This is a genomic window from Roseovarius sp. S88 (genome assembly GCF_037023735.1).
Taxonomy (GTDB): domain Bacteria; phylum Pseudomonadota; class Alphaproteobacteria; order Rhodobacterales; family Rhodobacteraceae; genus Roseovarius; species Roseovarius phycicola.
On sequence record NZ_CP146069.1, the window covers coordinates 2921512 to 2946832 of the forward strand.

Here is a 25321-nt window from a genome sequence, read left to right on the forward strand (position 1 = left end):
TTGAGCTTGCGCCGTCGTCATCAGGGTAACTTTGGAAGGCCTAGGTCCTGAAGAAACCCATTATGTTCCGTTTTCGCCTTGGAGATTTTTTCCTCCAACCCCTTCAGCCGTAGATTAGTTTGAGCAAGGTCGACTTCTTTCTCGGCTTCAGCTGTGCTGACATATCTAGCGATGTTGAGATTGAAGCCTTTGTCTTCAATCTCATTCATTTGAACGCGCCGAGAATAGCGATCTTCTTCCTTCCGTAACTGATACGTTTCGACGATGTCTCGGATGTGCTTAGGCTCCAGTTTGTTCTGGCGCTTGTCCTTCTTGAAGCGGTCCGGCCCCGTGGCATTGATGAACAACACGTCATCGAATTTCTTGCATTTCTTCAACACCAGAATGCAAACGGGGATACCTGTCGAGAAGAACAGATTCTGAAGGCAATCCGATGACGGTGTCAATATGACCGTCCTTCAGGAGCTTGGTTCTGATCCGCTCCTCGGCTCCGCCTCTGAACAGCACACCATGCGGCAGAATGATCGCCATGGTACCTTCATCTTTTAGGTAGTGAAAGCCATGTAGGAGAAACGCGAAGTCGGCGGCAGATTTCGGGGCTAGGCCATAGTTCTTGAACCGTGCATCCTCACCAAGGGCTTCCGATGGGTCCCAGCGATAGCTGAAGGGCGGGTTCGCAACTACTGCATCGAAGCGTGGCATCTTGGCAGGGTTTGCCTCCCTGAGCATGTCCCAGTCATTGGTAAGCGTGTCGCCGTGGAAAATTTCGAACTCGGTATCCTTGACCCCATGCAGAAGCATGTTCATCCGGGCCAAGTTGTAAGTCGTGATGTTGCGTTCCTGGCCGTAAATCTTGCCGATACCGCGCGACCCAAGCTGGTTCCGCACGTTCAACAATAGCGACCCGGAACCACACGCAAAATCTAACACGCTGTCGATTTGGCCTTTTTTTCCCAGCGTGGGGTCCTGACTATCCAGCGCGACGATCTCTGACAGGATTCTGGAGACCTGCTGCGGCGTATAAAACTCGCCTGCCTTCTTGCCCGACCCGGCTGCAAACTCACCGATCAGGTACTCATAAGCATCGCCCAACGTATCATTGTCAGTCGAGAACCCCACAAGGCCCTTTGCGATTTCCTTGATGATACTGCACAGCTTGGTGTTGCGCGCGGTGTATCCCTTGCCCAGCTTTTCCGAGTCCAGATTGATTTCGGAAAACAGCCCGTCGAAGGTGCTGGAGAATGACTCGTTCTCGATGAACTTAAAGCCCGCCTTCAGCGTGCTTAGCAGATCATTGTGCCCCACCCGCGCCATTTCGGCGATGCTGGCCCAAAGATGCTCTGGCTTGATCACGTAGTGGGTCTTGCGGCGCATCTGCGCCTCGAAGGCATCCACGTCGCCTTCGTTTTGTTCGTACCAGACGGCCAGAGGCGTGCGGCGATCATCTTTGTCCAGCTCAGGATAGTCGCGGCCAAGCTCCCGCTTTGCCGCAGCTTCGTAGTTATCGGACAGATACCGCAAGAAGAGGAATGACAGCATATAATCGCGGAAATCATCCGCATTCATCGCTCCCCGAAGGGTGTTGGCAATGTTCCAGAGCGTCTTGCCCAGTTCTTGTTGTTCTTGGTCGGTCATTGCGTTGGCTCTTTCTGCTTTATGATCTCCGGCAGCTCGAAGCGATATCGTTCGAGGAAAGCCTTGAAGATGTCTTTGAACAGGTCTTTGTTGTCTCCTACCATTTCGCGCGGCTCGTAGATCGAGTACTTGCCGTGGCTCAGCAGGTTCAGCGCGCGGGCGTAAAGGGCTTCGTCGTCGATCCCGTGGATGCAGGCCGAGAAATCCTTGTACCCAAAGAAGGTGGCCGTTTTCTCAAGGATGCTGCGCATCATGTTGAAATGGTGCGTGTAGAGTTGATCGCTTTCGACAGCCATCTGCAATTCGCTCAACATGGCGACATGGTGAAAAAACGGGGTCTCATCGGTGCCGCGCAGGGTGTGCAGCTCAACACCCTGGGGCCGGTGATAGAAGTAGGCCTTGTGCTTGACCTTCTTCATCTCGTTCCACATGACGTTGAAGAAGAGGCTGTGATGGGTCGAGACCACCGCTTTCGCCCGGTCCTTCCCGGATTTCAGCAGTTTGGCCAGGTCGCTGGCGACAGCAATCGCGTTGTTATCGTCGAGGGATGAGATCGGGTCATCGACATAGATGTGCTTCACCCACTTGTATGCCTCGTGGTTGTCGAGGACGAGCTGGCAGATCGCCAGGAAGACGCACCAAATGAAGATGTTCTGCTCACCGCGCGAGACTTTGATGTTCTCGGTCGCATCGCGGTAGAAGATCACGCGCCAGTTTTCATAGTCAATCCGAAAGTTGAAGCTGGCATAGCGTTCGAGGAAGCTGAAAATCCGCTCTTCCAAATCAAGCGACTGGAAATCCTCGAAGAAGGCAGAAGCGCTGTTGATGTTCAGATAGCGGTTTTCGTCGCCGTCCAGATCGTTGTGCCAGACAAACAGGTCTTCGGTAAAGGCGTTGAAGTAGAGCGTGTCGCGCTCGCCCTTTTTCTTGGCAACATCCTTGAAGGCCATCGACAGCCGCGTCTTGCCGGTCCCGTTATAGGCAAAGAGCAGGACAAAGCCGTGATCGTTCAGATCGTCCCGAATTCGGGTGACGAGCTTGTTGATGGATTTATACTCGTAGAGCTTGGGCTTGTTGGTCATCCGTCCACCTCATCGAGGACGGGAAAGAGCTGTTGAAGAAGGCCCTGCTTGTGCTTTTTCAGGCCGTCAACAATGCTTCCCTGTGACGATATCAATAAAGCTACGGATGAAAGGCATCTTGAGATAGCCTTCTGCTCTTCAGGCTGAGGCAGATACAGTTTCATGCCCAGAATATCACTCCGCGACAAACCCGGAATCAGATTGCCGGACGCCATGGCTACAAATTCAGATCGCCGATTTTGCAAGAACTGGAAGAGAAACGGCGTTTCACATGCGTGAGTACGAACCGCCATCAGCTGTCGACCCAGAGAAACCTCACGCAATGCAAGGTCCCAGAGTTCACCGACGCCACTGCCCTTTACGGTGACTAAGATATCACCAGCATTAGCCACGTTTGCTGTATTGTCGGTCCACTTGGTCACCTGCTCAACATTATGCGTGAAGTCTGAAGGCCCTGTAAAATATGGCACGGCACCAGATTCTGAATAGTCAGCGGGCGACAGGTGCAAACCCGAAATCAAGTCTATCACCGCCTCAAGAGTTGTTTCACTCCAAAGCCCGTGCCCCGAAAACTCTGGGAACCGAAGCGTCGGCAGGCTTTCCCCCTCGGCAGGAAAAAGCTGCTGCATCAGCCCTTGCTTGTGGTCCTTGAGCGCGTCGAGCTTTTCGATCTCTGCTTCGATCAGGGCATCAACCGAGGCCAGGCATTCAGCGATCCGCTCTTGTTCAAACCGACCCGGCAACGGGGCGCGCCAGGAACATAGCGCCTTAAAATATAGCCGCGTACGCGTGCCACCCTTGCGTTGTCCTGCGGCAAACTGCTTGAATGGACGGCTTTCGTTCAAGAGGTATCTGAGGAAGATCGGGTCTACGCCGTCCGTCTTGAAAACAGGATACTCCTTGCTGACTGCGACCGGCTGCCCAGTGTTGTTGATATTGAATTTGAACGTCGTGTCATCGCTCATATGGCGGTAGACAAAGTAACCGTCTGGAACGACGCCATACTCTCCCTCGTTCAACCGGTTGTGCCCGCCATAATACTCATCTTGCGGTAAAAGCCCTTCGCGCGAGGAGCTGTAGATCCTCAAATCGGTGTCAGCAGGAACCCGCTCCGAATGCTGAACTAAGTACGGGCGAAGCTCTTTGCGGTCCCATTTGCCGTTGAAGCCTGGGAAATGCCGTGGCGAGCGGATGAGTTTTTCGGCCCGAGCGGTTGTGTTTTCACGTTCGCTCATTGTTCATATGCTCCCAGACCGGCGATTTCGCGCCCGTTGGCACGCTTCTGTAACAGCGGGATCAGTTCCTCCATCAATGCCAGCTCTTTCGTTGTCCGCGCTTTCCAGCCGAGATCAAGCGGGGCCAGAAGTTCGCTCAACGCTTCACCGTCAAAGATCATCCGCCGCAGAATGGCATCAACAAACGCTTGCAAGGCCGCGACATCCATCTCGTGCTTTTCCGCGATGTCAGACAGCGCCTTAGCGTTCTTCGCGGCCCTGAATTGCTCGAAACCTTCGCGGATCGCCTTCTCGTTCAGCCCCTCGCCCACGACCAGCGAGTCGATGTATGCGGCGATCTCCTCGCGATCATTGAGGAACTTGGCATCTGACTGGATCAACCCGATCAGCTGCGCGCGTGTCATCTTCTGCTTGCCCGGCTGCTGCTGCGAATAGTCAGCGATCAGACCCATGATGTAGTCATAGTCGATCACCGCCGAGGCGAAGAGCACGAACTCGAAATCGAGCTGATCAACATCCGCTGGAGTCTTGTCCGGCCCTTTATCCTGCTGCCCCTTTAGTCGCTGCGCAGTGTCCAGATAGACACCTCGGAAGCCTTGAAGCTGTTCCTTGGGCATGACCTCGTCAATTGTGGCTTTGTCCTCAGGCGACAGGTCGGTATATTGGTCGATCTGGGTGTTTAGCCGCTGGACCTCTTTGAAGAGGTTGATGAACTGGCTCCGCGCCGCATCGCCTTTGAGATTTGCAACCTCCTCCGGTGCGCAGGTCATGCCCTGCGACTGCATGAAGTCATCGAGGGTCTTCACCGCTGTCTTCAGCTTGTCGATGGCAACCGGCGCAGTGTCGGCCAGCCAGATTTCCTTGGGTGGCTTGCTGGATTCGCCAGAAAAAAGCGTGATCGCATCATTGACCGCAGCTTGTTGCTGACGAAAGTCGAGGATGTTGCCGTAGGGCTTTGTATCGTTCAGCACGCGATTGGTTCGCGAAAACGCCTGGATCAACCCGTGATTTTTAAGGTTCTTATCGACGTAAAGGGTGTTCAGGTACTTTGAGTCAAAACCCGTGAGCAGCATATCGACGACGATGGTGATGTCGATCTTATGCTTGTGGGGAAGGTCCTGGTTCGGGAACTGCTGGTCTTTGATCCGCTTCTGAACGTCCTGATAATACAGGTCGAATTCATTGATGTTGTGATTGGCCCCGAATTGATCGTTGTAATCCGCGATGATGCCTTTCAACGCGTCCTTCTTCTTGTTCGGCTCGACTGCGTTATCCGCCTTTTCCTGAGGCAAGTCTTCTTGCAGCTGCTTGACGTCCTTGCTGCCCTCGGCAGGAGGCGAGAACACTGCGGCGACGTTCAGCGGCACGAAGTCGGGATCAGTGGCTAGGCGTTCCGCTTGGATGGTCTTGAACAATCCATTGTACTCTATGGCGTCATTGATCGACGCCGTCGCCAGCACCGCATTGAAGCGGCGGTTTGCCGTTACTGCGTCGTGCTTTTCAAGGATCGCTTCCACGACCTTGCGCTTTTGCACAGTGTCACCGGCTGCCTTCGCTCCTTTCCCATCAGGTTTGAAGTAGTCCACGTGGAAGCGAAGGACGTTCCGATCTTCAATGGCGTGTGTGATCGTGTAGGCGTGCAGTTGCTGCTGAAAAATATCTTCGGTCGTGACATACGAGGCCTGCTCGCCATCAATCTGCTGATACGATGCGTTCTGCTCGAAAATCGGCGTCCCGGTGAAACCAAAGAGTTGAGCATTGGGAAAGAACTCTTTGATCGCGCGATGATTTTCGCCGAATTGAGAGCGATGGCACTCATCGAAAATGAACACAACGCGCTTATTGCTCAGCGGTGCGAGACGCTCTTTGTAGTTCTTCTTGTTCGTGCCATCCAGAGCCAGGCCCAGCTTCTGGATCGTTGTAACGATCACTTTGTCTGCGATGTCGTCGGAGAGCAGCCGACGGACAAGAGTCTCTGTGTTGGTGTTTTCCTCAACGCAGCCTTCTTGGAAGCGATTGAACTCTTCCCGGGTTTGCCGGTCGAGGTCTTTTCGGTCCACTACGAACAGGCACTTCTCAATATCGGGATTGTCCTTCAGAAGCGTCGAGGCCTTGAACGACGTCAGGGTCTTGCCGCTGCCAGTTGTATGCCAGATGTACCCGTTTCCGCAGTTCTGCAGGATGCAATCGACAATCGCCTTAACCGCGTAGATTTGGTACGGGCGCATCATTAGAAGCTTTTGCTCACTCGCGACCAACACCATGTAACGGCTGATCATCTGCCCCAGAGTACATTTCGACAGAAATTTCGAGGCAAATTGATCGAGGTGCGTGATCTTCCTATTGTCTTCGCTGGCATATTGATAAAGCGGCAAAAACCGCTCATCCGCGTCGAAGCTGAAGTGGCGACCGTTGTTGTTCGCAAAATACCAAGTGTCATTTCGGTTGCTGACGACAAAAAGCTGTAAAAAGCACAGTAAAGTCTTGCCGTAGCCGTTCCCTGGATCGTTCTTGTAATCGACGATCTGCTGCATCGCACGACGCGGACTTATCGTAAGAGTTTTCAATTCAATTTGCACCACTGGAACGCCGTTGATCAAAAGGATCGCGTCATACCGATGATGGCTGTTCTCGGTGTTTATTCGGAGCTGGTTGATAACCTCAAAGTGGTTTTTGCACCAGTCCTTGGTATTGACCAAAGTGTAATCCAAGGGCGTGCCGTCTTCGCGCTCCAGAGTGTTTTTCTCTCGTAACATTCGCGCGGCTGCGAAGACGTCGGGCGTAACAATCTCCTCCAGGAGCCGCCCAAACTCATTATCCGTCAGCTTAACCCGATTGAGTTTCTCAAAATGGCCACGAAAATTGCTTTTCAGTGCGTCCAGGTCACGGATTTCGCCCCTATACTCGTACTTGAGCTCCTGCAATTTATGGAGCAAATCCAACTCAATCTCGTTTTCGTTCATTAGATCACCGCCTCGGCTCAACTTTTAAAGGTGCGTCATGCCACTGCCAGGCAACTAGCATCTGCTTCTTTGGGTTGCAGCAGTTGTCGCACCTAAAATCCGCCAGTCAAGCGCGAGAAATCGTCTGCTTGCTGACATTGAAGAGTCGGGCAATCTCGGACAGTGATCGCTTCTCCTCGTCACGCATCCTTTTCACTGCTTCCTTCTGTTCCGCGCTTAGGGCTGGTCGCCGTCCACCTATGCGGCCGCGCTTACGGGCGGCGGCTAGACCTTCCTTGGTGCGTTCGACAATCCGCTCACGCTCAAACTCTGCAATCGATCCAAACACATGGAATACCAGGCGACCTGCTGGAGTAGTCGTGTCGATGTCTTCTCCGAGACTCCGGAAGCCCGCGCCCTTCTCTCGGATTTGGTCCACGATCTCAATCAAGTCACGCAGTGACCTAGCAAGACGATCATACTTGGTGACAATAACCACGTCTTCCGGCCTTAGCTGTTCAAGCAATTTGCCGAGCTCTACCCTTTCCCTACTCTTTCCCGTTTTCTTCTCCTGGAAAACTTTTTCCGCGCCAGCTTCATGCAGTGCGTCAAGTTGCGCATCAAGCAGCTGCTCGCCGGTGGAAACTCGTGCATAGCCAAAAATCATGCCCTCAGTGTACCAAAAACGGTTCCAAAACTCGAATGTTTTGGAACGGGTTTGTGGAACAAATTGCCCCTTCCAGTTCGGAAGGCGTCCTTGTTGTTCCATAAACGACCCTTTTTGGCTATCCGGCATCCGGATTACACACCTTGAAGTGGCGCAGGCAATCACGAGCCTTTATGCCCAGTTCGTCGCTCAAGGGCGTAACAGCGTGGGATAGCTTGCGAGCAAGAATTCTCACGCACCGCACTTGTAAGTTCAACAAAATTCATCATCTAAACTGGTATGGGCCCGAACGCCGCATCAAACAGGAGAGAAGGGGCCAAGTGATCATGATGCCGGAACAATGATCAATCTATGGAAAGGCGACGGCATCGTGTGTGGCGCGGATCAGTAATGGGCGCTGACCGGTGTGAAGGACACAGAGGGTAGTTCTAACCTCATCACTAAAGCTGGACATGACCTGCCGAGAGGTAAGCCATGTTTGAAATAAATTCTGGTTCGGAGCCTCCGGCACTCATGCAGGAGGCAGCCAATGTCCGAGCTAGCACCACTAACGGACCTGTTCGAAATGATTGCAGCACTCGCAGCACTCGGTGTTACGGGGGTGCTGTATCTTGAAACCCGCAGAATGCGGGATGAGATGCAGGCCATGCGCGACGAAATGCGTAGCTTGAAAGATCAAGTTAAGACCGAGAAAGACCTTTGAAGGCGTCAGGGGGCGGAACCATTCCGCCCCTTCGAGATGCGAAGCCAAGGTTGCCGTTCGCGCAATCCTGGGCGGAGCATTTCCGCGCTAGGGTTGAAAAGTCAGTTCGCGTCGAAAACGACAGTTCTTGGCACGTAGGTTCTGTCATGGTGTGTCGGCAACGGCTTTCAGTCCTCGCGCCGGTTACGATGAGCTAGAAAGCCTCCGAAAGAGCACGTGCTATCTCTGCGGTTACCTCGACGGTACTGTCTACTGACTGGCTGTACTGTTCAGCATAAAATTCTCCACCATCCTCAACTAACCCGGTATTGGTATCGTAGTAGTAGCCCTTGATGGCCATTCTCCCGGTTTTTACAGTCTGAAGCCCATCGTACTTCGCGTAAATGATGCCAGAGACACCAGCTTCCTTTGTCGCGGTGTTGTAATACTCATTTCGAAATGGAATGAAGACTGATCTCAGTCCAACACCACAATCAGTCGCAGACCAGTTTCTATACCGAACAATTCGTTCCTGTTCTGCTAGGTATCCGTAATTGTAGGCTGTATAAATTGAACAGTTCTGGCATTGAAAAACACCGACAATGTAGTCAGCAGAATTCGCCAACAGAAACTTTCCGGCATTGTGTCGTCGTAGAATGTAAACCCAAACTCCATCCAGGCTCATAAGTTCATTTGCCTTCCTCGAAGGCCTCGCTGTACTTGTGACAATCGGACTGGTTTTTTTTACTTGTGGCTGATTGACTGCGCATTCAATCCACTTCTCTCTGATAGTATGACCTTCTGGCAGTGATTTTGTTAGGCTAGTTGCAACATTTCTAACGGAACGTTCTGATACTACTTGGTTTTTTAGAATTTTCAGAAATGTATTGTAGGAAACATCGAAGCAAGTTGAGCTTTCCGTGCGGTATTGGCTCTGTTCCCAGGGCCCAGCGGGCTGCCCATGTTCTTTCTTTGAAAAACCTTTCTGGAGCATGAAGCCAACAACTGCACCCACTCCACCTTCCTTAATCTCCTCCGGTACTTCGTCTGGAATACACATCGCCAACGCTCTTTATGCTTAAGTATGTGTAAGATTGTTCATTTTGTTCAATTGATCAACTTGAACTTTGCTCAACACCAAGAACAAAAGTGCTCTTTTTCTGAACAGGTTTTTGACGAGAATTAAGAAAGCCCGGGGCGATATGGTGATCGTCCCCGAGCTGGAGTTCGGCACAGCCATTAACCAATCTGCGCCGCTGTACTCCACGGGTCAAAGTACCATTGGGTTAGCGTTGGCGATACTTGTCAGCCCAAATTTTTATGGTGAAGTACTCGAAAGGCGCAGGGTCAATGAAGGAGACCCACAATGTCCAAAGACAAAGACTATTGGAGCGGAGTTGCTCAAGGTACCAAAGACGGGCCAGGAGGAGCACCATTTCGCGATGCGGGCGAAGCACTCGTCGAAACGCTCTCTGGTGGCATGATTTCTCGCAGCGATGCCGAGAAAGGTGGCATCCAAGATGGACGCGAAGGTGTTCATGACGACGACTGACGTCTAGCCCACACCAACGACAGGGCAGCGCAACGCTGCCCTGTTTTCCCCAATTTGAAAGTTTAGCCCAATGCCTCAATCGCCAGGCCAGGCAAAGGTATCCCTTTGCTTTCGCTCGCTTGCTGCGCTGGATGCGATCCATCGCTACCGCTATCTTGGCGTCCGTCAGGTCGCGACGATTTGCGATGTCAATCTAAAGTCGTCATCGGAAATGTTGTTGCGCCTTGAGCGCGGCAGATTGCTTAGGCACTTCGGAAATGTGGGCATTCGCGGTTACGGGAAGACGCCAAAAGTATACTTCCTGAAAAAACATGGTCACGCTTTGCTTGCTGAAGAGCGAGAAGCACAAGGCTTTGAAATCGGCTCGTTTCGCCAGGCAAACATTTCAACCCGTTGGTCACCAATCATGTTTCACCGGCTGGACACTTTGGATGTTTTGGCCTGTGTAGAAAGGGACTGTCAAAAACTGTCAGAGTACGATCTCATTGATACTCTGGTCGAGTTTCGCCGTGAGCGGTTCGGTCGCCGGTGGCGAAATGAAACCACGGATTTTGTGGCCGAAGGCTCCAAGCCATCCGACAAGATCGTACCGGATGCGGGCTTCGCATTGCGTCACATTGAAAGTGGCAAGATTGCTCTGTTCTTAATCGAGATAGACCGAGGCACAACGCGCCTAACCACAGAACAGGACGACGGCGACGTCGCCACCTACATAGACAAGCTCGCACAATACGATCGGTATTTGGCCAGCGGACGGATTGCGGATCGGCACCCCAGGTTAGGGCGCTTCTCGGGATTTCATCTTTTGACTGTTACAACGAGCGCTCGACGTATTGACAGTATGCGCTCAGCCGCAACAGCGGCTCTATCCCCAAAATTTCACAAATACTTCCGTTTCAGCACCCTCGATCGCGTACGCCGAAACGTGCTGCATGATGGCTGGTTGTCGAGGGATCATGCAGACCCAACCAACTACTCTCTAATCAAAGGAAAATAAGCATGAAAGTGGATATCAAACACGTCCAGAAAACCACTGGCCTGATCCGTAAGACAACGCATCATGGCGTCTCGGTAAACGTCGCCTTTTCTACTGAAGAGCTGGCCATCATCCGCGAGCGCCATCTTGAGGGCGACATAGTGTTGGAGCGAGGCTACTCCTCGGACCTATCGCAATCGCAGATCGAAAAGCGCGAAAACCGAGGCATCGGGAGCGCTCTTTTCAAAGCATGTGTGAGTGGCTTCGACAGCATGGACACCAATCTCACGGTGACCAAGCTGATGAAAGGTGAGGACGTATTTTTCCTCGGACGTCCAATAGAAGCTCGCGAGTATGAGGCACAGCTCAAAGAAGGGTTGGTGAACCTCAAAGGCTGGATTGAGGGCAACGCTGAACTCGAAACAGAAACCGCAAGTTTTGAACTCTGATGGTCGACGACATCGCTGAAATGCTCGGAGGCTTCACCGGCTTCACGATCCTGCTTGGTGTCGTAGGTATGGTCACCTTCCTTGTCGGTATGGTGATCGTACCCCTCGGCCTGACGGGCGCAGGTGTTTTGTACTACATCGCGAATGTCCACCTCCCAGAGAAGCGCCGGATTGGAGCAACAAAGCGTACCTACGCTCTGCTGAAACAGGCCAAGGCTCTATCCCCTTCCTGGTCAGACCTCGAAACTGCGCTGCTTGATGCTTCGGTTACCGATGGCACTTTACACCGAATTGCCAAAGAACTCTTCAAACAAGAAGGCCTGCAACCACCTGTCGTACCACCAGTGTCAGACGACCCCATCAAGGTTGCACGTTTCCAAAACGAACTTGAGCGCTTCATTAAAAGCGCACAACCAGATCGCTTTGCAGAATTTAAAAGTCATTTGATATGGGCCTTGTCCGATTATCAGCCCGACGATGCGGACGGACAGTCGTTTTGCTGTGAACGGCAACGCACACGAAAAGAAATTGAACAGCTGATCTTACGTTTCATCAATGATGACGCGCTGTTTGCACCCTTAGTGGAACAGTTGAATGCGAATTACTCCGCCGAAAACGAGGTCATGCCGACGTCCTGCAAGCACGATGATTATGCTTGGCGATATCTCAAGGACACGCCGCTACTCGACCTACGGGACGTGAAGGAATGGATTAGTATCGAGGATAGGATGTATCACGCCTATGTCTTGGGCAGTTCCGGGTCAGGCAAGACAAATCTGATAGAGAACGTCATAGCCCACGATCTGAAATCAGAAGAAGACTGCTGCGTGGTCGTGATCGACAGCCAGACCCAGTTGACTGAGAAACTGGCCTCTCTCGATCTGCCTGACGTCACCTATGTGACGCCCAAATTCAATCTCGCCCTCAACCTTTTCGATGTCGGCTATGAGGCAATGAAGGCACAAGGCACTGCTGGCGAGACACTGATTAACAAGACCGTTGGCCTGCTGAGTTTCATTATGGAAGGTATGATGGGCGCGGAATTCACCAACCCGCAGCGCACGATTTTTCAGTATGTTATCCAACTAGTGATCAGCATTCCTGGCGGCAACATCAACACGTTCATGAGCATATTGGCTGATGGCGGGCACGAAGAACATGCCGATGCAATCGCCGAACTAGACACCAATTTGCAGCGGTTTTTCCGGGTCGACTATCCGTCGAACGAATACAAGCGCACGCGTGAAGCGATCCGGCGCAAACTCGACGGTCTATTGCTGAACCCAACGTTCCGCCGCTTATTTTCAGCGACCGAGAACAAGATCGACATGTTCCAAGAGCTGGAAAAGCAAAAGCTTATCATCATCGACACCAATAAACCGATGCTCGATGATGCAGCCTCGGCCTTCTTTGGGCGGCTCTTCATCGCGATGATCCTGCGCGCATCACACTTGCGGTTCCAGAACGGCAGGTCGATGCGCCCCGTGTATCTTATCGTCGATGAAGCGCACGAATACTTCGATAAATCCATCTCTGACATGCTGGAGCAAGCCCGGAAAGCCAACATCGGATTGCTTGCGGCGCACCAGTCGCTCAGTCAAGCGCGCAGCATCAAGGGTGGGGCCAGCATTTCAGACCCACTCATGGTTAATACGGCAACTAAGATAATCTGGACATCGTTCCGAGAAGACGCGGCCAAGTTTGCGGGAAGCATGCAGATCAAGCCCGAGGACATTTTGGCCCTGCCTCAATTCACCTTTGGGATGTACAGCCGCAAACGCGGTTTCACTCCAATCCGTGGCAATCCAGATGCGCTCAAAGGGTTTGATCGTCGGAAGAGCAAAACCGAGCTTCAGGTGCTCATGGAAGATCGCTACGGCTCGACATCTAAGGCATCTCCCGACGCGTCCCCTGACAACGATCCTCATCCGACTGATCCAGAACCAGCACCTGATAGGCCGGATACCAACGGACCAAACCCAAGAGGAGGTACGTCGGAAGACCCACCAGAAGTCGAAATAATCTGATCACCGATCAGAGTTTGAAAACACTCAATTTCAACGTCAATAGCAAAGGAGAAAGACATGCCTCGACGTTATGTAGTGACCCAGGTGGAAGAGCATTGGGTAGAAGACCATGAAATTTTAACGACTTCAAATCGAAGCCTACCCATTGCGGTCACAAGTGAAACGCAGTCCTCGGGAACTCTTCGGAAAGTGGCGACTGCGGGATTGGTACTGGGGGTTGCGGCTTTGCTGATCGGGGCCGCATCCGGCAGCGGATCATCCAAAAACAGTTGACCAATTTTCGAGATTGGAAACCAGAGAGGGAGTGCGTAATGACAAAACCCAAGAAAGGGCAAAAACCCAAATCCAAATATAACTCTAGTGACGTTTTCGTTGGTGTCGGCAAAGAGTTGCTACTGGTTGGCCTATATGGAGTAAAGGATCTGACCGGTATCGATCTGCACCACAAGCCCAAAAAGGGTAAATCGCCTTGGGAAAAGAAGTGGGGTGAAAAGTAACGAGAAGTAGAGCGGATAGGTCTTTAGCAAACAGCGATAGCGTTGGAACGGGTGGTGGGTGGGGAATAATGTTGCAAAGGCATTGTATTTCGGACTGGAAAACCATGCCTTGTCTATTGATATTGCTGAGTAACTACCGATCATCAGATCGGTTCGAAATCCGGTACGATTTTCGCTTCAAAAACCAGACGTCATTGCCAGCATGGCAATGGCATAACCCGCCCATCACCGCGCACAAATTCGAGCGCAGACATATCATCGCCTGCCGCCATGAATGATTGCCGGTCGGTGAAGAAAATCTTTGTGTGATCGACTTGCGCTGGGATCGTCTCAAGGCATCGCTTCACCCGCTTGCGCGAGGCTTTTTGCGTGCCGCGCAAGCTATCAATCGAATAGACGATGATCTTCTTCTGCCAACCCAGGTGATCAAGCGCGCCAGAGCGCAAGAGTGCGTCATAGACAAGGTGCTTTCGGCCTACGGTGGCATCGCGAATGATATTGCCGCACTCAATCGTTTCCTGGCCTAAATCTTTCTCATGGATGATGTGATAGTCGCCGATGATCAGCGTCCGGTCAGGTTCGGGGCGCAGCGAATGGGTGAGAGTGTCCCAGGCGATCTCAACCTTCGGGTAAACTCGTAGACCATCGGCATCAAAGTGCGGTTGATAGCCAAATGGGATACCGAGTTTCTGGGCGGTCAGTTGGTAGGTGATAAGCTCATGGACCATCTCCACGTCATGGCGCAGAAACCGCCAGTCACGGGATGGTACGGGCGGCACTCGGCGGTATGGCACCCCAAAGACCTTCTCGACATGACGGCGTGATAGGCGTGTATCGAGGTGAACATACGGCAATGCTCGGATAGGCTGCTCTATATCCATCGGCTTCAAACGTTGCAGAAAACGATCAGGGCCGCTTGAGAGCCGCCGCAACGTGCTGCGCATTTGCTGAATGGTCGTGACGTGATCGCGGTGCAGACGCAGAAGTTGTTCGGCAGTAGGCTTGCCCAAGAGATGGCAGTCGAGCAAAAGCTCGTCATCAAGGTTTCTGAACAACACACGTGAGCTGGTTGTCGCCGGGGCAATCATAGTTTCAGTATACCGACCACTGAACGGCCCAGATGAGGTTATGGGGATTGCTCCCCTGCCCCATACCGCTCGCGCATGATCGCACCCAAGGGGCGCATACTGCCACTCTTTTTCTTTTTGACCGAATTATATGAACTATTGGTTTTTGCCGAGGCAGGATCACGGTTGCTGATCCAGCGCTGATATTGCTCGGTCACCTCCTCTACCGGACGGGCATAGGTGGCATTTGTCCAATTGATGATCTTGGCAGCATGGCCTTGCACCTCGTATGGCGCAAGGACACTGCGAGCACGTTTGGTCGACATTGAATGGCCCGTTTTGAATTGCAGCAGAAAGGATCGATCGAGCTGGGTGGCCAGCTCCTTGGCATTGACCACTTCGATGGCCTTGTGCAGTTTGTGCGCGTCATCACCGCCCAATCGAAACACCACTTTGGTGCCAATGTTGCCTTTCATTGCGGCAAGAACAGCCGGAGAGATTTGATCGGTATGCTGATGGCAAAGGGTAAACGAGACCCGGCTTTTGCGGATGCCCGACAACGCCTCGACCATAGCTAAGGAAGATACTGATTGGAATTCATCCACCACAACATGGAAACCTGGCATGAGGTCAGCCACTGGCTTGCCATCCTTGGTTGGCACATCGCGGTGCGTGGCCTCATAAATGATCCGGGACAGGATCAGCGAGGCTAAGATATCGGCGTTCTTGGCTCCGATGCGCCACTTGTTGAAGTTGAGAATGACCAGGCACTGCTTAGCGATGGCAGCACCAATGTCGAGTCCTGACTTTGGTTGCCCCAGTGTATGCCGCATCACCGGTGAGGCCTGAAAACGCCGAATTTTATTGAGTGACGAATTTACGTTATGCGCGCGGTCATTCTTGCTCCACCCGGCAAACTCTGAAAACCAAAAATCTTTGACTGTCTGCTCAGTACATCGATTGACCACAAAGCTGCGATAGAGTGGGTCATTGAGCATCCGCACCGCACCAATGAGCGTACTCTTTGATTGCGGCGGCAGATCAAACAATGCGCGGACGGTGTTCATCAGAATATCGTCCATGCGTGCGCCCCAGCTTGTCGCAAAGATGTGCCTTAGCGCACCGACGATTTCATCAGTGTGGCTGGCGAAATGTTCAGGTGCGACGCCATCAAACGGGTTATATCCCAGGGCGAAATTGGGATCGAGCGGGTTGAAGTACACCACGTCTTCGATGCGGTGTTTGGGGATGCGATCCAAAAGCCAAGGCGCATCCTCTCCATGAAAGTCGAAGTAGCACGCTCCCCTGCCCGCCATCACATCTTGCATGAAGCTCTGGCGGGCCCAGGAGCTTTTGCCAGTGCCGGTTTGCCCAATCACCCAAGTATGCCCGTATCGATGGTGTTGATCGAGTAGCAGTGGTTTTTCGTATGTGCGGTCTTGGCCGAGGAAATGCTGTTCTAAACTCATACACTAAGATCACCAGCCCCACCCAATCGCCCCGCCTACGGAAACGACGGATCGATGTGGGGGTGGATCATGCCACGCACACCACTGACCCGCTACGCTGCGGCTGCGATGAAAAAGAGATCACAAGAGGTTCAGCGTTTGCATTCAGCCCGCATACTTCTTCCGGTGGTCAGTCTTTCGGCAGTCGGTTTCCGTTCTCGCGTATAGGTCACGGATCGAGCTAGCGATTTCAAAGGACGATTAAGCACCGACATTATACAAAAAATCACACCAATAGCGACTGTGATTTGTCCTTCTCAATTTTCTATTGAGTTGAACAAGGGTCGGCACAACCGAGCAAAATTGCTTCTGCAGTCCACTTCGAATGAACCGTATTCAGTTCTTTTGCCAAGATGCTTCGGTACACAATTCGATTTGCGACTGGAGCGCCGGGCAAGTTTTCCCTGAAGAAATCAAATGCTCACGTAAAGAAGCTAATCACTGCTTTAACGCCTCCCGCAAAGGTCATCGTTAACTAGGTAACTTGAAAATTTACTTAATTTTAGCGAGAATATACCGCAGTATACTCCCACCAAAGTTACTATTTTAAGGAGGGGATGATGTCTTTCACATCGCATTGGTCAAATATCTTAGCTGAAGGTAGCAATATCGGAACTGATGCAATTTTTTCTATTACAGAAGCTGCATTGAACAATTTTTTTGACAAGCACCACGAATATGACAAGTCACTCTACACCTACAAGGCCGAGAGAACCTTCACCTACAACGGAAATAATAGAAAGTTTACTCTCCTAATGAGAGTTGAAGAACCTTTTAACTGTGATTTGTTACCGTTCACGGATCACAGCAAAGAGCGAGATGCTATATGGGACGGAGAAAGTGGCTGGGTTGATCTGGAAGAAGCCCGCGAATTAGATACGCAGTTGTTTACCAACAGTGATGACGACAGTATTCGTGTCTTAGCCAAGAGAGTTTCGTTAAAGCTAACATGGCCGGATTTGAAAGGTGGCAAACCTCACGAGTTTTCATTTCAAGTAAAAATCGCGGCGACGGGACAAGCGTCTCTGATCGAGGTTCCGAAAGAGCAAAACACAGGTTCAAACGAAAATTTCTACGCTCTAAGCGTAAGGCTAACCAAGATAAAGTTTGAACAGGAAATGCGTTTGAAGATAGCAAATGCGTTGGAGCAAATGGCTGTTAAAGATATCGCGCTGAAAGAGGCGGCCGGAGATCAGAAATTCATCGACCTCTTCATTATCCTGATCAACATCGTTGCCGCCCGGTTTGCTCCAAAAGTCGTAGCCAACGTTAAACTTCCAACTTTCGAAATCGGATCGGAAGCAGCAATTCCCAGGATGTTAGATGTCTCTAACGATATTCTTTCGTTTGGTGCCGGAGTAAACAGAGAAGCGCTGATGGAGGACGCAAGAAGCGAAATTGCTACCGGTTTATCCACGTATTACCAGGCACTTGACGAGGACATCGAAGCTGCAGGAGGTGTCGGTGAGTTGCTTTATTCAAACTACTCCGTAGACAAGAACATCGAAGAACTTGTTCCGCGCCCAGACAAGGAACTCTCCAAAATGCTAACGAAATCGTCAGGGTTCATCACAAAGCTGGAAACGTCGCTTCTAGAAAAAGAGTTATCCGATGCAGTCGCTGACGATCGCGAAGCAACTGAAGTCAAACAAGTAGCGTCTGGCGTCGGGGTCGGCGTGAATGAGTATCTTTTAGATGTTGCGATCGATAGCTCAATGCCGCCTGATGAAGCGCAAAAGTGTACCAAATGGCTCTCTGCTGGCGTGGTCAGAGGTAGAGCATGCTATTGGACGAGATTTGCCAACCCGAACATCGACATCGATGGTACGGATGTGAAAGGCGACATTGATATTGATGTAGGAGGGGCGCTCGAAGCCTGCTTCAAAAAGTTTTATGATTGTAGCTGGGATTGGAAATGTGGAAGGCTGGCTTTAGCCCTTAAAGGGCGTCCTGGCATAAAAATCGGTCTGAAAAAATCTTCAGGCATCAAGTTCAATGCACAACTAAGGGGCCGATTGGAGCTTGAAACCAATTTGCCATTCCCATTCAACGAGGTTGTCAAGGGTATCAGCCGACTAGTTTGGGAAGCCGTGAAAGTCATAATTAACTTGGTTCTCAGGCGGATAAACTTCACAGTCGTCCCGGACAAAATAGAATTGCCGGATCAAAAAACGAGGCTCCGACTAAAGAATTTCGCTCCTTTTTCATTTGTGAGAAAACCCGCTGTACCCTTGTTACCGTCCCAAAGAGAATTCTTGGGATACAGTTGTGACGTACTAGCCGAAAAGTAGTTTCGAACTTTGAGCGGTTTCTGCAATTCCTCCTTACTAGGATTGCAGTACCGTTTCTCAGTTTGACCTGAATTGTCCTCGTTCGCACAAATCAACTGAGAAATGCGGCAAGCGCGATCGCTGACCCGATCACAGCAGTAACAGTTGTGAACCCATGGATCACAAACGCCCGGTACATTTCTGCTCGTAGGTCAGAAATGTTTTTCTGGGTCGCCGGATCACTGGCCAAATGCGCTGCCTGCATGGTTGCAACAATCTCCTCAGCCAAATCCTTGCTTGCCCCTTTTGCTTCAAGGTTCTTAATCGCTGCGTGCGTGTCTCTGAATGTAAGTGATAAGCTCATAGGTATTTGTTTTTACATAAACATTCTAGCACAAATATAACGTTCTGTCAGCTTCCGCCCTCCCCTCTCTCACGTACCATTGCTCTCAGATCAACCACACACAGAACAAGGAGGTTTCTGATGGGCAAACTGATCAAGTTTGACCATGTGAATGAGCATGGTGATTTTGAAAAAATACTCAGCCACTTCGGCATTGATTATCAAAAAAGCGGCACACAGCTACGTTGTCTGTGCCAGCTGCACGATGACACCAATCCGTCTTTGTCGATTGCCCTTGAGGCCATCGGCGACACCAAGCGCAACACCTGGTACTGCTTCGGCTGCAAGAACAGTGGATCGATTATTGATTTCGCAGCCCATGTAGAGGGCTGTGATCTGCGCTCAGCAGCGGAACTGGTGGCAGAAGTGTCAGGCTGTAGTCTGGCACCGGCGCGATCTGGCAAATCCAAGAGCAAGTCCAAGAAGACCGCCAAAGGCTCTGAGAAGGCGCAGGCGGGCAAAAAAGGCCAAAACCGGGGAAATCCTCGTAGTGCCGATAAAAACGCCGGAAAAGCACCTTCTCGCCAGCCTGATGACGCATCTGATGCCGAGACAGGTAACCCGCCGCTGCGTTTTGCTTTGACTTTAGATCAGGAGCACCCGTACGCGATTGATCGGCTGGGCGCACAGACCGTCGCGGCGTTTGGCGTAGGGGTTTGCGATCCAGCCAGTCGCAGCATGATGGCGGGACGCTGTTGCGTCCCGATCCATAACCTGGCCGGTGAGCTTATCGGCTATGCCGGGCGATACCTGGGCGATGACCCCAATCAGCCCAAGTGGCTCATGCCACCTGGGTTCGAGAAGCGGCGCGTGCTCTTTAACGCGCACCGGGTCTGGGGCTCGTTGCATGTGGTACTGGTTGAGGGGTTCTTTGACGCCATCCACCTGCACACCCTCGGCATACCAGCCGTCGCCTGTATCGGCACGGCGGTTTCCGAGGAACAGGTATCGTTGCTTGGTGAGCTGGGCGTGAGACGCGTCACCGTCTTGTTTGACGAGGACGACGAGGGCCAAGCGGCAGCCGAACGGGTTGTACCAGCCCTGGCGCGAGCCGTCTTTGTTCGGCTGGGATCGCTGCCAGTTGGCTGCGATCCCGATGAAGCCGAACGAGAGACATTGATGGAGCAAGCCAGAGCGGTTTGGTAGCGGGTATCGAACCGGTTTCCGCATACCGTCGGGCGACCTGGCCAAAGCCCCCTTCCCTGTTTCAGGGTTGGGGGCTTTTGTTTGGCCAGGTCGTGAAGCGTTGCGCCCGACTTGATTGCATTGGCGTGAAGGACGGGCGTTGCCCGATCGAGCGCTGTTGTTTTGGGTATCCGAAAAAAATGCAATCAAGTCGGGCGCAAGCCCGGACGGTATGCGGAACCAATATCGTTGCCTAGCAACGTACACTCCGCGCGGGCACTTGCACGCGGGCGCCGCAATGCTTGTGCGGTGTTGTCAAGACAACTTCTTAGTTGAAACTTGAGCGATTTAACCCATCGATAAAGCCCGATTGGTAAGCCGTAACACTCTGTCTTTTATTTAAAAAACTAAAAAAAGTGCGATCTACGACTGGGTTCTAATATGTTAACTAATATGTAGAAACGACAAATCTGTCGTCAGGTAACGACAGTCTTGTCGGGAGCTCCCGACAAAATTGTCGGAAGCTTCCGACACAATCAAAAAGGCCCAGCAAGTACCTGGCCCTCAGATCACATTTTGAACTTGCCAAGCAGCTCATCGCGCATTGCCTCCAGGTCACTCATGTGCCGTTTGTCGAGGTGTCGGAACTTACCAACGACATGTATCACACGGCTGTCGTTTCGCTTGTCATGCTCGACGGTGATGTACCCTTTGTCTTTCAAACTTTTAATCAGGCGCTGAGCTTTCCGGTCGTTGTTAAAACCGAACATTTCCATGAAATGCTCGTTCGACGCGATGCATCCAAAGTCATTGTCGAGTGAGTAGATTTCACCCCACATCAATTTCTCATCTCCATTGAGCTCTGGGTTGCACCAGATTTCCTTGGGGATGAACGCGCCTTTGAAGTCGCGTGAAGTGGCATGCTGTCGCGTTTCGTCCATGCCAGAATTATACCCTACGAATGTCCTGATGACCGTGTGGATTGTCGGATATCTCGGTTGCCACCACGGTCGTCTCTTGCGGACGCTCCTCTGTCTTCTTTCCTGCTTCAAGCACAGCCGCGCGATTGGCTTCAGCTTGCAATTCGAAGCTCCGCACAACACGGTCAATTGTTTTCAAAGCTTCATCGGTTGACGAGGCCCGCCGTCCGATTTCAGCTTGCGCATCGGCAAGTTGTCCTCGAAGAAACGCGATCTCTTTGTCTTTGTCCTCAAGTCGCTCACGCACCTCTTCCAGCACCCTTTCGGTTTCCGAACGGGTCGTCACCGGTTCGAACTGGTGCGCACTAGGTTCGTGCTGATTTTCCGCGCTGTCCACTGGCTGAACAGGCGCGAACTGCTCCGAACCAGTGCACGCGGGTTCAGGCGCATCTGATGGAAGGCGCGCATTGTCCGCTAAGGTTTTCTCGTTTTCTGTCGCAGAGACTTCGGGCGCACCGGTGCGCACCGGTTCGGTTTCGGTCGTACTTCTTAGCTCAAGTTCTTCTTCAACCTTACGGGTGAGGGAAGCCTTTTCAATCTGCCATCGATAACCCCACATCGTATCTTGCTTGCGAGAGACAACATCGCCGTCGGGCAAACTGGATGAGCGCTCGGCCCACTTCCGTACTGTCTTTGGAGTGCGCGCCAATCCAAGCTCAGCGCAATAGGCTACGGCTTGATTGACGCTCAACCATTCTTGTTCAAACGAGTGCGCACCGGTTTGCTTTGGTTCGACCGGGTGCGCACCGGTGTGACCGGGTGAGAAATTCATTGCTAAATTGTATCATGTCGAACAGGAGGTCGAGGTAACGAAGACCAGCGTTTATGACCCTGACCGAAACTCATCCACCAAGTCGGCCCATGTTTGCATCAGCTCCACTCGCTGATCAAAGTAGGTGGCTCGATTGTATGTCCGTCGGATTTCATTTTTGTCCTGGTGGGCCAGTGCCGCTTCAATTACTTCAGGGTCGAAGCCGCGACTGTTGAGAATTGTGCTGGCGGTGGCACGAAACCCATGTGCCGTCACCTCGTCCTTTTGGTAGCCCATCCGTCGCAGTGCTGAGTTGAGCGTGTTGTTGGATAGCTGGCGGCGGTTTGACATTACGGACGGAAACAGCAGTTCAACACCTTCGACTTCTGGCCAAAGTGCAACTACAATTTCAAACGCCTGATCAGAGAGTGGTACGACATGTTCTCGACGCATCTTCATGCGATCCTGTGAAATCGTCCACTTGCGTTCCACTCGATCAATCTCGTGTTTGGTCGCACCGCGAACTTCGCCGGGTCGTACCATGGTCAAGATTTGGAATTTCAACGCGGCAATGGTGACGTAGTAGCCGGGAAATTCTTCTATGTCTCGGAGTAGCGCACCAAAGGCATTCTCATCGGTGATGGCTGGGCGGTTGACGACTTTGGGCGGGCGCAAGGCACCTTTCAGCGGTTCTGTTGGGTCACTCTCAGCACGCAAAGTCACGATCGCCAATCGAAATACACCCGACAAAATACTGCGCAGACGTATTGCTGTCTCTCGACGTCCACTCCTTTCTACCTGTTGCAAAAGGTGCAAAACCTCGGCTGACGAAATTTCACTAATCGGACGTTTGTGGAGCGGTTCTGCCAGTCTCATGAGCAGCCAATTATTTTTGGTCAGCGTAGTTGGTGCCAACCGGCGATCCTCCATGTTAGCCAGATGCTCTTCAGCAATAAGTTTGAAGGTTGTTCGAGCTTGGGTTTCTGCCGCGATCCTGTCGAGCTTTTTTTGCACACTGGGGTCGCGGCCTTCCGCCAACAACTCCTTAGCATCCTCGCGTTTCTTCCGTGCTTGAGCGAGGGACACAGCGGGATACTGGCCATGTGATAACAAACCCTCCTTGCCTAGAAAGCGATACTTTTGCTGCCATAGCTTCCCACCGCCTGGCTTCACCAACAAAAATAGTCCTCCACCATCACTCATTTTATATGGTTTTGGGCGGGCTTTAGCTTTGCGTATTTTCAGGTCTGTCAGTGGCATTTTGGGGGTATTTCACTCCCTGGGTCGGGGCGATACCCCTGGCCGTTACCCCCAAATTGGTGAGAAAGGGTGGTTCGGCATGTTCATCAATGTTCATAAGGTACGCTCGAAGATGCTGACAAATCAACGTTTTTTAGCAGCTATGTTCATCAGTGAGAGTGTTAAATGGTGCCCGGGGGCGGAATCGAACCACCGACACGAGGATTTTCAATCCACTGCTCTACCCCTGAGCTACCCGGGCACGAGAAACGCGGGGCGTTTACGTCGCAGCGTTCTAGGCGACCTGCTAGGCGCTGTCCAGAGGCATTTTAGGTCAATTAAAGCGTTTACCCAAAAACTTGAATCACAGCTTTTGGGCGAACGCAGCGCGGCACATGACTGTTGCATGCGCCTGGCCTTCATCTGGTGTCTTAGGTTAAAAGCCGGACACTTTAATGAGGTTTTTCATTGGTCTCAGCGCGCAGCAGTTCTGCTTCGCCGGCCTCTTCTGCGTCATCCGAAATCACGACGTATTTTCCGCGCATCCAATTGGCCAAATCCACATCTGCGCAGCGTTTAGAGCAAAATGGGCGCACTGATTGGACGGTATCATTTCCACAAATCGGACAACTCATGTCATCACCTTGGCCAAAGGCAAACGGTCACGTTTGCGTTGCAGTTCATAATGTCCCAGCGGCGTCCAGCCCACCAGAGTCGTTTCGACACTATCCTTGCGAAAGGCCCCTCGAAGCGCGCTTTCAAATGCGCGGCGGTCTCGCTTGGGCATCGGGGCCAGGTCCAGCACAACCTGTCCGCCGAGCCCGCGGATGCGTAACGCACGCGGCAGGGCCTGCGCCGCGGCAAGGTTGGCCTTCAGCCCGGCCGAGCCTGACATGTCCGTGCCTGTATTCACATCTACAGCAATCAGAGCGCGCGTGGGTTCCACACACATCGAAGCTCCGCCAGACAGATTAACATGCGGATGCATGAAATCCTCCAGAAGATCCAAAACCCCATAATTTTCAAAGCTTTTCTCATCTTCGGACCATACATCAGCTTGCGGCCAGTCACGCCACGCCAAAACATGTGGTCCGTCGCCATCCAACAGTTTCTCGGTCTGACCTTCCTCCGCATCTCCCATCACTTGGGCGGCCACGGACAGCATTTGCGCAATGTCCTCGGCGATCACATTGTCCTCGGCCTCGGCACAGGAGGACCGAAGGATGAGACCGCCCTCCCAGTCTTGCATCGCGGTTTTGCCCAGAACCACCAATGCATCGCGCCGGTCGTCGTCGCGAATGGCGCGTGATACGTTCACACCCGGCGCTCTTGGCGTGACAATCGCGTAGCGGCTTTTGAACAGCAGGCGCGCTGTGACCGGTATGGCTTTGCCCGGCTCCGCATAGCCCGTGACCTGCACCAACACTGGCTTTCCAACGCCCAGGCCTTTGATATTTCGGAGAAACCCTGCGCCATCCGGTGTTTTGACGAACATGCCCCCCTGCCCTTTGACCGGACGGTCCGCAATGGCGCGATAGAGAGTTCCGGGGCGCGGCAGGTCGCTCTCGGTGAGAAAATCGACCAGCTGACCATCTTCGATCAGCGCCGCCGCTTCAACGTCGTCCAGATGGCCCAGTGCAATCACCCGACCCTTCATGCTCCACCCTCGAACACTGGGTATCCCGCCGCCTGCAGGAGTCCAGCTGTCTCGGTCAAGGGCAGGCCCACAACGGCCGTGAAAGAGCCCTGTATCCATGGGATCAGCGCACCTGCCAAACCTTGGATGCCATAGGCGCCAGCCTTGCCTTGCCAGTCATCGCTTGCAATGTAGGCGCGCAGTTCTGCATCGGATAGCCGTTTCATTTTGACATCCGTAACCACATCATTTTCCCAAAGCTGCGCACCCTTGCGCACTGCCATAGCCGTGATGACCTTGTGCCGCCGCCCCGACATCAGGCGCAAAAACGCCTCTGCGTCCGCTGCATCTGCAGGCTTGCCAAGAATGCGTCGTCCCATCGCCACGGTCGTGTCAGCGGACAGCACAACATCCTCCTGACCGGCCTTGACTGCCAGCGCTTTCTCTCGCGCCATGCGCGAACAATAGGGGCGCGGCAACTCACCTTTGAGGGGGGTCTCGTCAATGTCAGGCGGCCGAATATCATCCGCCACCACGCCAATTTGCGTCAACAGCTCGCGCCGCCGCGGGCTGCCTGATCCAAGGATCAAACGCATGT

Annotated in this window: 22 protein-coding genes, 1 tRNA gene and 1 pseudogene; 8 read left to right on the forward strand and 16 right to left on the reverse strand. The window is 52.4% G+C overall.

Going from position 1 to position 25321, the window contains the following annotated elements; all coding sequences use genetic code 11:
- Nucleotides 1–20: 20 nt before the first annotated feature.
- From RZ517_RS14840 to RZ517_RS14865, 6 genes are all read right to left on the reverse strand, one after another.
- Complete coding sequence (locus RZ517_RS14840; RefSeq protein WP_338548942.1) at nt 21–380, reverse strand: N-6 DNA methylase; 360 nt, start codon at nt 378–380, stop codon at nt 21–23.
- Nucleotides 352–1635, reverse strand: a complete 1284-nt coding sequence (locus tag RZ517_RS14845; protein WP_338548943.1) for a type I restriction-modification system subunit M — start codon at nt 1633–1635, stop codon at nt 352–354. The genes RZ517_RS14840 and RZ517_RS14845 overlap by 29 nt, the downstream gene beginning before the upstream one ends.
- Nucleotides 1632–2717: an AAA family ATPase gene (locus RZ517_RS14850; protein WP_338548944.1), complete on the reverse strand. Its 1086-nt coding sequence runs from the start codon at nt 2715–2717 to the stop codon at nt 1632–1634. The genes RZ517_RS14845 and RZ517_RS14850 overlap by 4 nt, the downstream gene beginning before the upstream one ends.
- Complete coding sequence (locus RZ517_RS14855) at nt 2714–3952, reverse strand: restriction endonuclease subunit S (RefSeq protein ID WP_338548945.1); 1239 nt, start codon at nt 3950–3952, stop codon at nt 2714–2716. The genes RZ517_RS14850 and RZ517_RS14855 overlap by 4 nt, the downstream gene beginning before the upstream one ends.
- A complete protein-coding gene (locus tag RZ517_RS14860) occupies nt 3949–6915 on the reverse strand; it encodes a type I restriction endonuclease subunit R (RefSeq protein ID WP_338548946.1) in 2967 nt (988 codons plus the stop codon). The genes RZ517_RS14855 and RZ517_RS14860 overlap by 4 nt, the downstream gene beginning before the upstream one ends.
- A gap of 106 nt (nt 6916–7021) precedes the next feature.
- Nucleotides 7022–7561, reverse strand: coding sequence for a recombinase family protein (locus RZ517_RS14865; protein ID WP_338551175.1), 540 nt, complete (start codon nt 7559–7561; stop codon nt 7022–7024).
- Between the two features lie 529 nt (nt 7562–8090).
- Here RZ517_RS14865 and RZ517_RS14870 point away from each other — a divergent pair.
- The gene (locus tag RZ517_RS14870; RefSeq protein WP_338548947.1) at nt 8091–8264 is read left to right on the forward strand and encodes a hypothetical protein; all 174 of its coding nucleotides are present in this window, start codon (nt 8091–8093) and stop codon (nt 8262–8264) included.
- A 193-nt stretch (nt 8265–8457) separates the two neighbouring features.
- Here RZ517_RS14870 and RZ517_RS14875 read toward each other — a convergent pair whose 3' ends face one another.
- Nucleotides 8458–9303: a hypothetical protein gene (locus RZ517_RS14875; protein WP_338548948.1), complete on the reverse strand. Its 846-nt coding sequence runs from the start codon at nt 9301–9303 to the stop codon at nt 8458–8460.
- Nucleotides 9304–9609: 306 nt separating this feature from the next.
- Here RZ517_RS14875 and RZ517_RS14880 point away from each other — a divergent pair, with 306 nt between their 5' ends.
- The 5 genes from RZ517_RS14880 (at nt 9610) to RZ517_RS14900 (ending at nt 13744) form a co-directional block, all read left to right on the forward strand.
- The gene (locus RZ517_RS14880) at nt 9610–9795 is read left to right on the forward strand and encodes a hypothetical protein (protein WP_338548949.1); all 186 of its coding nucleotides are present in this window, start codon (nt 9610–9612) and stop codon (nt 9793–9795) included.
- Nucleotides 9796–9865: 70 nt separating this feature from the next.
- The gene (locus RZ517_RS14885; protein WP_338548950.1) at nt 9866–10792 is read left to right on the forward strand and encodes a replication-relaxation family protein; all 927 of its coding nucleotides are present in this window, start codon (nt 9866–9868) and stop codon (nt 10790–10792) included.
- Between the two features lie 2 nt (nt 10793–10794).
- Nucleotides 10795–11220, forward strand: coding sequence for a hypothetical protein (locus RZ517_RS14890; RefSeq protein ID WP_338548951.1), 426 nt, complete (start codon nt 10795–10797; stop codon nt 11218–11220).
- On the forward strand, nt 11220–13247 hold the full coding sequence (locus tag RZ517_RS14895; RefSeq protein WP_338548952.1) for a hypothetical protein: 2028 nt from the start codon (nt 11220–11222) through the stop codon (nt 13245–13247). The genes RZ517_RS14890 and RZ517_RS14895 overlap by 1 nt, the downstream gene beginning before the upstream one ends.
- A 311-nt stretch (nt 13248–13558) precedes the next feature.
- A complete protein-coding gene (locus tag RZ517_RS14900; RefSeq protein WP_338548953.1) occupies nt 13559–13744 on the forward strand; it encodes a hypothetical protein in 186 nt (61 codons plus the stop codon).
- A gap of 191 nt (nt 13745–13935) precedes the next feature.
- Here RZ517_RS14900 and RZ517_RS14905 read toward each other — a convergent pair whose 3' ends face one another.
- Complete coding sequence (locus tag RZ517_RS14905; protein WP_338548954.1) at nt 13936–14802, reverse strand: hypothetical protein; 867 nt, start codon at nt 14800–14802, stop codon at nt 13936–13938.
- Nucleotides 14803–14870: 68 nt separating this feature from the next.
- Nucleotides 14871–16280 (reverse strand): type IV secretory system conjugative DNA transfer family protein, encoded by a 1410-nt coding sequence (locus tag RZ517_RS14910; protein WP_338548955.1) that lies wholly within the window; start codon nt 16278–16280, stop codon nt 14871–14873.
- A 599-nt stretch (nt 16281–16879) separates the two neighbouring features.
- Between RZ517_RS14910 and RZ517_RS14915 the strand changes: the two genes are divergently transcribed.
- On the forward strand, nt 16880–18610 hold the full coding sequence (locus RZ517_RS14915; RefSeq protein ID WP_338548957.1) for a hypothetical protein: 1731 nt from the start codon (nt 16880–16882) through the stop codon (nt 18608–18610).
- A 463-nt stretch (nt 18611–19073) separates the two neighbouring features.
- On the forward strand, nt 19074–20138 hold the full coding sequence (locus tag RZ517_RS14920; RefSeq protein ID WP_338548958.1) for a toprim domain-containing protein: 1065 nt from the start codon (nt 19074–19076) through the stop codon (nt 20136–20138).
- 548 nt (nt 20139–20686) lie between these two features.
- Here the strand turns inward: RZ517_RS14920 and RZ517_RS14925 are convergent.
- From RZ517_RS14925 to RZ517_RS14955, 7 genes and pseudogenes are all read right to left on the reverse strand, one after another.
- Nucleotides 20687–21058: a helix-turn-helix domain-containing protein gene (locus RZ517_RS14925; RefSeq protein ID WP_338548959.1), complete on the reverse strand. Its 372-nt coding sequence runs from the start codon at nt 21056–21058 to the stop codon at nt 20687–20689.
- 7 nt (nt 21059–21065) lie between these two features.
- Nucleotides 21066–21869 carry a hypothetical protein gene (locus RZ517_RS14930; RefSeq protein ID WP_338548960.1) on the reverse strand — a complete coding sequence of 268 codons (804 nt, stop codon included), beginning with the start codon at nt 21867–21869 and terminating at the stop codon, nt 21066–21068.
- A 51-nt stretch (nt 21870–21920) separates the two neighbouring features.
- Nucleotides 21921–23108: a tyrosine-type recombinase/integrase gene (locus RZ517_RS14935; RefSeq protein ID WP_338548961.1), complete on the reverse strand. Its 1188-nt coding sequence runs from the start codon at nt 23106–23108 to the stop codon at nt 21921–21923.
- 166 nt (nt 23109–23274) lie between these two features.
- Nucleotides 23275–23349 (reverse strand) — tRNA-Phe (locus RZ517_RS14940).
- Nucleotides 23350–23647: 298 nt separating this feature from the next.
- Nucleotides 23648–23722: pseudogene (gene yacG / locus RZ517_RS18415) on the reverse strand (DNA gyrase inhibitor YacG); the annotation flags it as partial.
- Complete coding sequence (locus RZ517_RS14950) at nt 23719–24744, reverse strand: ribonuclease E/G (protein WP_338548963.1); 1026 nt, start codon at nt 24742–24744, stop codon at nt 23719–23721. The gene RZ517_RS14950 and the pseudogene yacG, both read right to left, overlap by 4 nt.
- Nucleotides 24741–25319 (reverse strand): Maf family protein, encoded by a 579-nt coding sequence (locus RZ517_RS14955; RefSeq protein WP_338548964.1) that lies wholly within the window; start codon nt 25317–25319, stop codon nt 24741–24743. Before RZ517_RS14955 ends, RZ517_RS14950 begins: the two co-directional genes overlap by 4 nt.
- Nucleotides 25320–25321 lie beyond the last annotated feature (2 nt).

Excerpts from the sequence above, each read along its gene's own strand:
- RZ517_RS14845 (WP_338548943.1), bottom strand. The coding sequence starts at position 1,635 with ATGACCGACCAAGAACAACAAGAACTGGGCAAGACGCTCTGGAACATT.
- RZ517_RS14850 (WP_338548944.1), bottom strand. The coding sequence starts at position 2,717 with ATGACCAACAAGCCCAAGCTCTACGAGTATAAATCCATCAACAAGCTC.
- RZ517_RS14855 (WP_338548945.1), bottom strand. The coding sequence starts at position 3,952 with ATGAGCGAACGTGAAAACACAACCGCTCGGGCCGAAAAACTCATCCGC.
- RZ517_RS14860 (WP_338548946.1), bottom strand. The coding sequence starts at position 6,915 with ATGAACGAAAACGAGATTGAGTTGGATTTGCTCCATAAATTGCAGGAG.
- RZ517_RS14865 (WP_338551175.1), bottom strand. The coding sequence starts at position 7,561 with ATGATTTTTGGCTATGCACGAGTTTCCACCGGCGAGCAGCTGCTTGAT.
- RZ517_RS14870 (WP_338548947.1), top strand. The coding sequence starts at position 8,091 with ATGTCCGAGCTAGCACCACTAACGGACCTGTTCGAAATGATTGCAGCA.
- RZ517_RS14875 (WP_338548948.1), bottom strand. The coding sequence starts at position 9,303 with ATGTGTATTCCAGACGAAGTACCGGAGGAGATTAAGGAAGGTGGAGTG.
- RZ517_RS14880 (WP_338548949.1), top strand. The coding sequence starts at position 9,610 with ATGTCCAAAGACAAAGACTATTGGAGCGGAGTTGCTCAAGGTACCAAA.
- RZ517_RS14885 (WP_338548950.1), top strand. The coding sequence starts at position 9,866 with ATGCCTCAATCGCCAGGCCAGGCAAAGGTATCCCTTTGCTTTCGCTCG.
- RZ517_RS14890 (WP_338548951.1), top strand. The coding sequence starts at position 10,795 with ATGAAAGTGGATATCAAACACGTCCAGAAAACCACTGGCCTGATCCGT.
- RZ517_RS14895 (WP_338548952.1), top strand. The coding sequence starts at position 11,220 with ATGGTCGACGACATCGCTGAAATGCTCGGAGGCTTCACCGGCTTCACG.
- RZ517_RS14900 (WP_338548953.1), top strand. The coding sequence starts at position 13,559 with ATGACAAAACCCAAGAAAGGGCAAAAACCCAAATCCAAATATAACTCT.
- RZ517_RS14910 (WP_338548955.1), bottom strand. The coding sequence starts at position 16,280 with ATGAGTTTAGAACAGCATTTCCTCGGCCAAGACCGCACATACGAAAAA.
- RZ517_RS14915 (WP_338548957.1), top strand. The coding sequence starts at position 16,880 with ATGTCTTTCACATCGCATTGGTCAAATATCTTAGCTGAAGGTAGCAAT.
- RZ517_RS14920 (WP_338548958.1), top strand. The coding sequence starts at position 19,074 with ATGGGCAAACTGATCAAGTTTGACCATGTGAATGAGCATGGTGATTTT.
- RZ517_RS14925 (WP_338548959.1), bottom strand. The coding sequence starts at position 21,058 with ATGGACGAAACGCGACAGCATGCCACTTCACGCGACTTCAAAGGCGCG.
- RZ517_RS14930 (WP_338548960.1), bottom strand. The coding sequence starts at position 21,869 with ATGAATTTCTCACCCGGTCACACCGGTGCGCACCCGGTCGAACCAAAG.
- RZ517_RS14935 (WP_338548961.1), bottom strand. The coding sequence starts at position 23,108 with ATGCCACTGACAGACCTGAAAATACGCAAAGCTAAAGCCCGCCCAAAA.
- RZ517_RS14950 (WP_338548963.1), bottom strand. The coding sequence starts at position 24,744 with ATGAAGGGTCGGGTGATTGCACTGGGCCATCTGGACGACGTTGAAGCG.
- RZ517_RS14955 (WP_338548964.1), bottom strand. The coding sequence starts at position 25,319 with ATGCGTTTGATCCTTGGATCAGGCAGCCCGCGGCGGCGCGAGCTGTTG.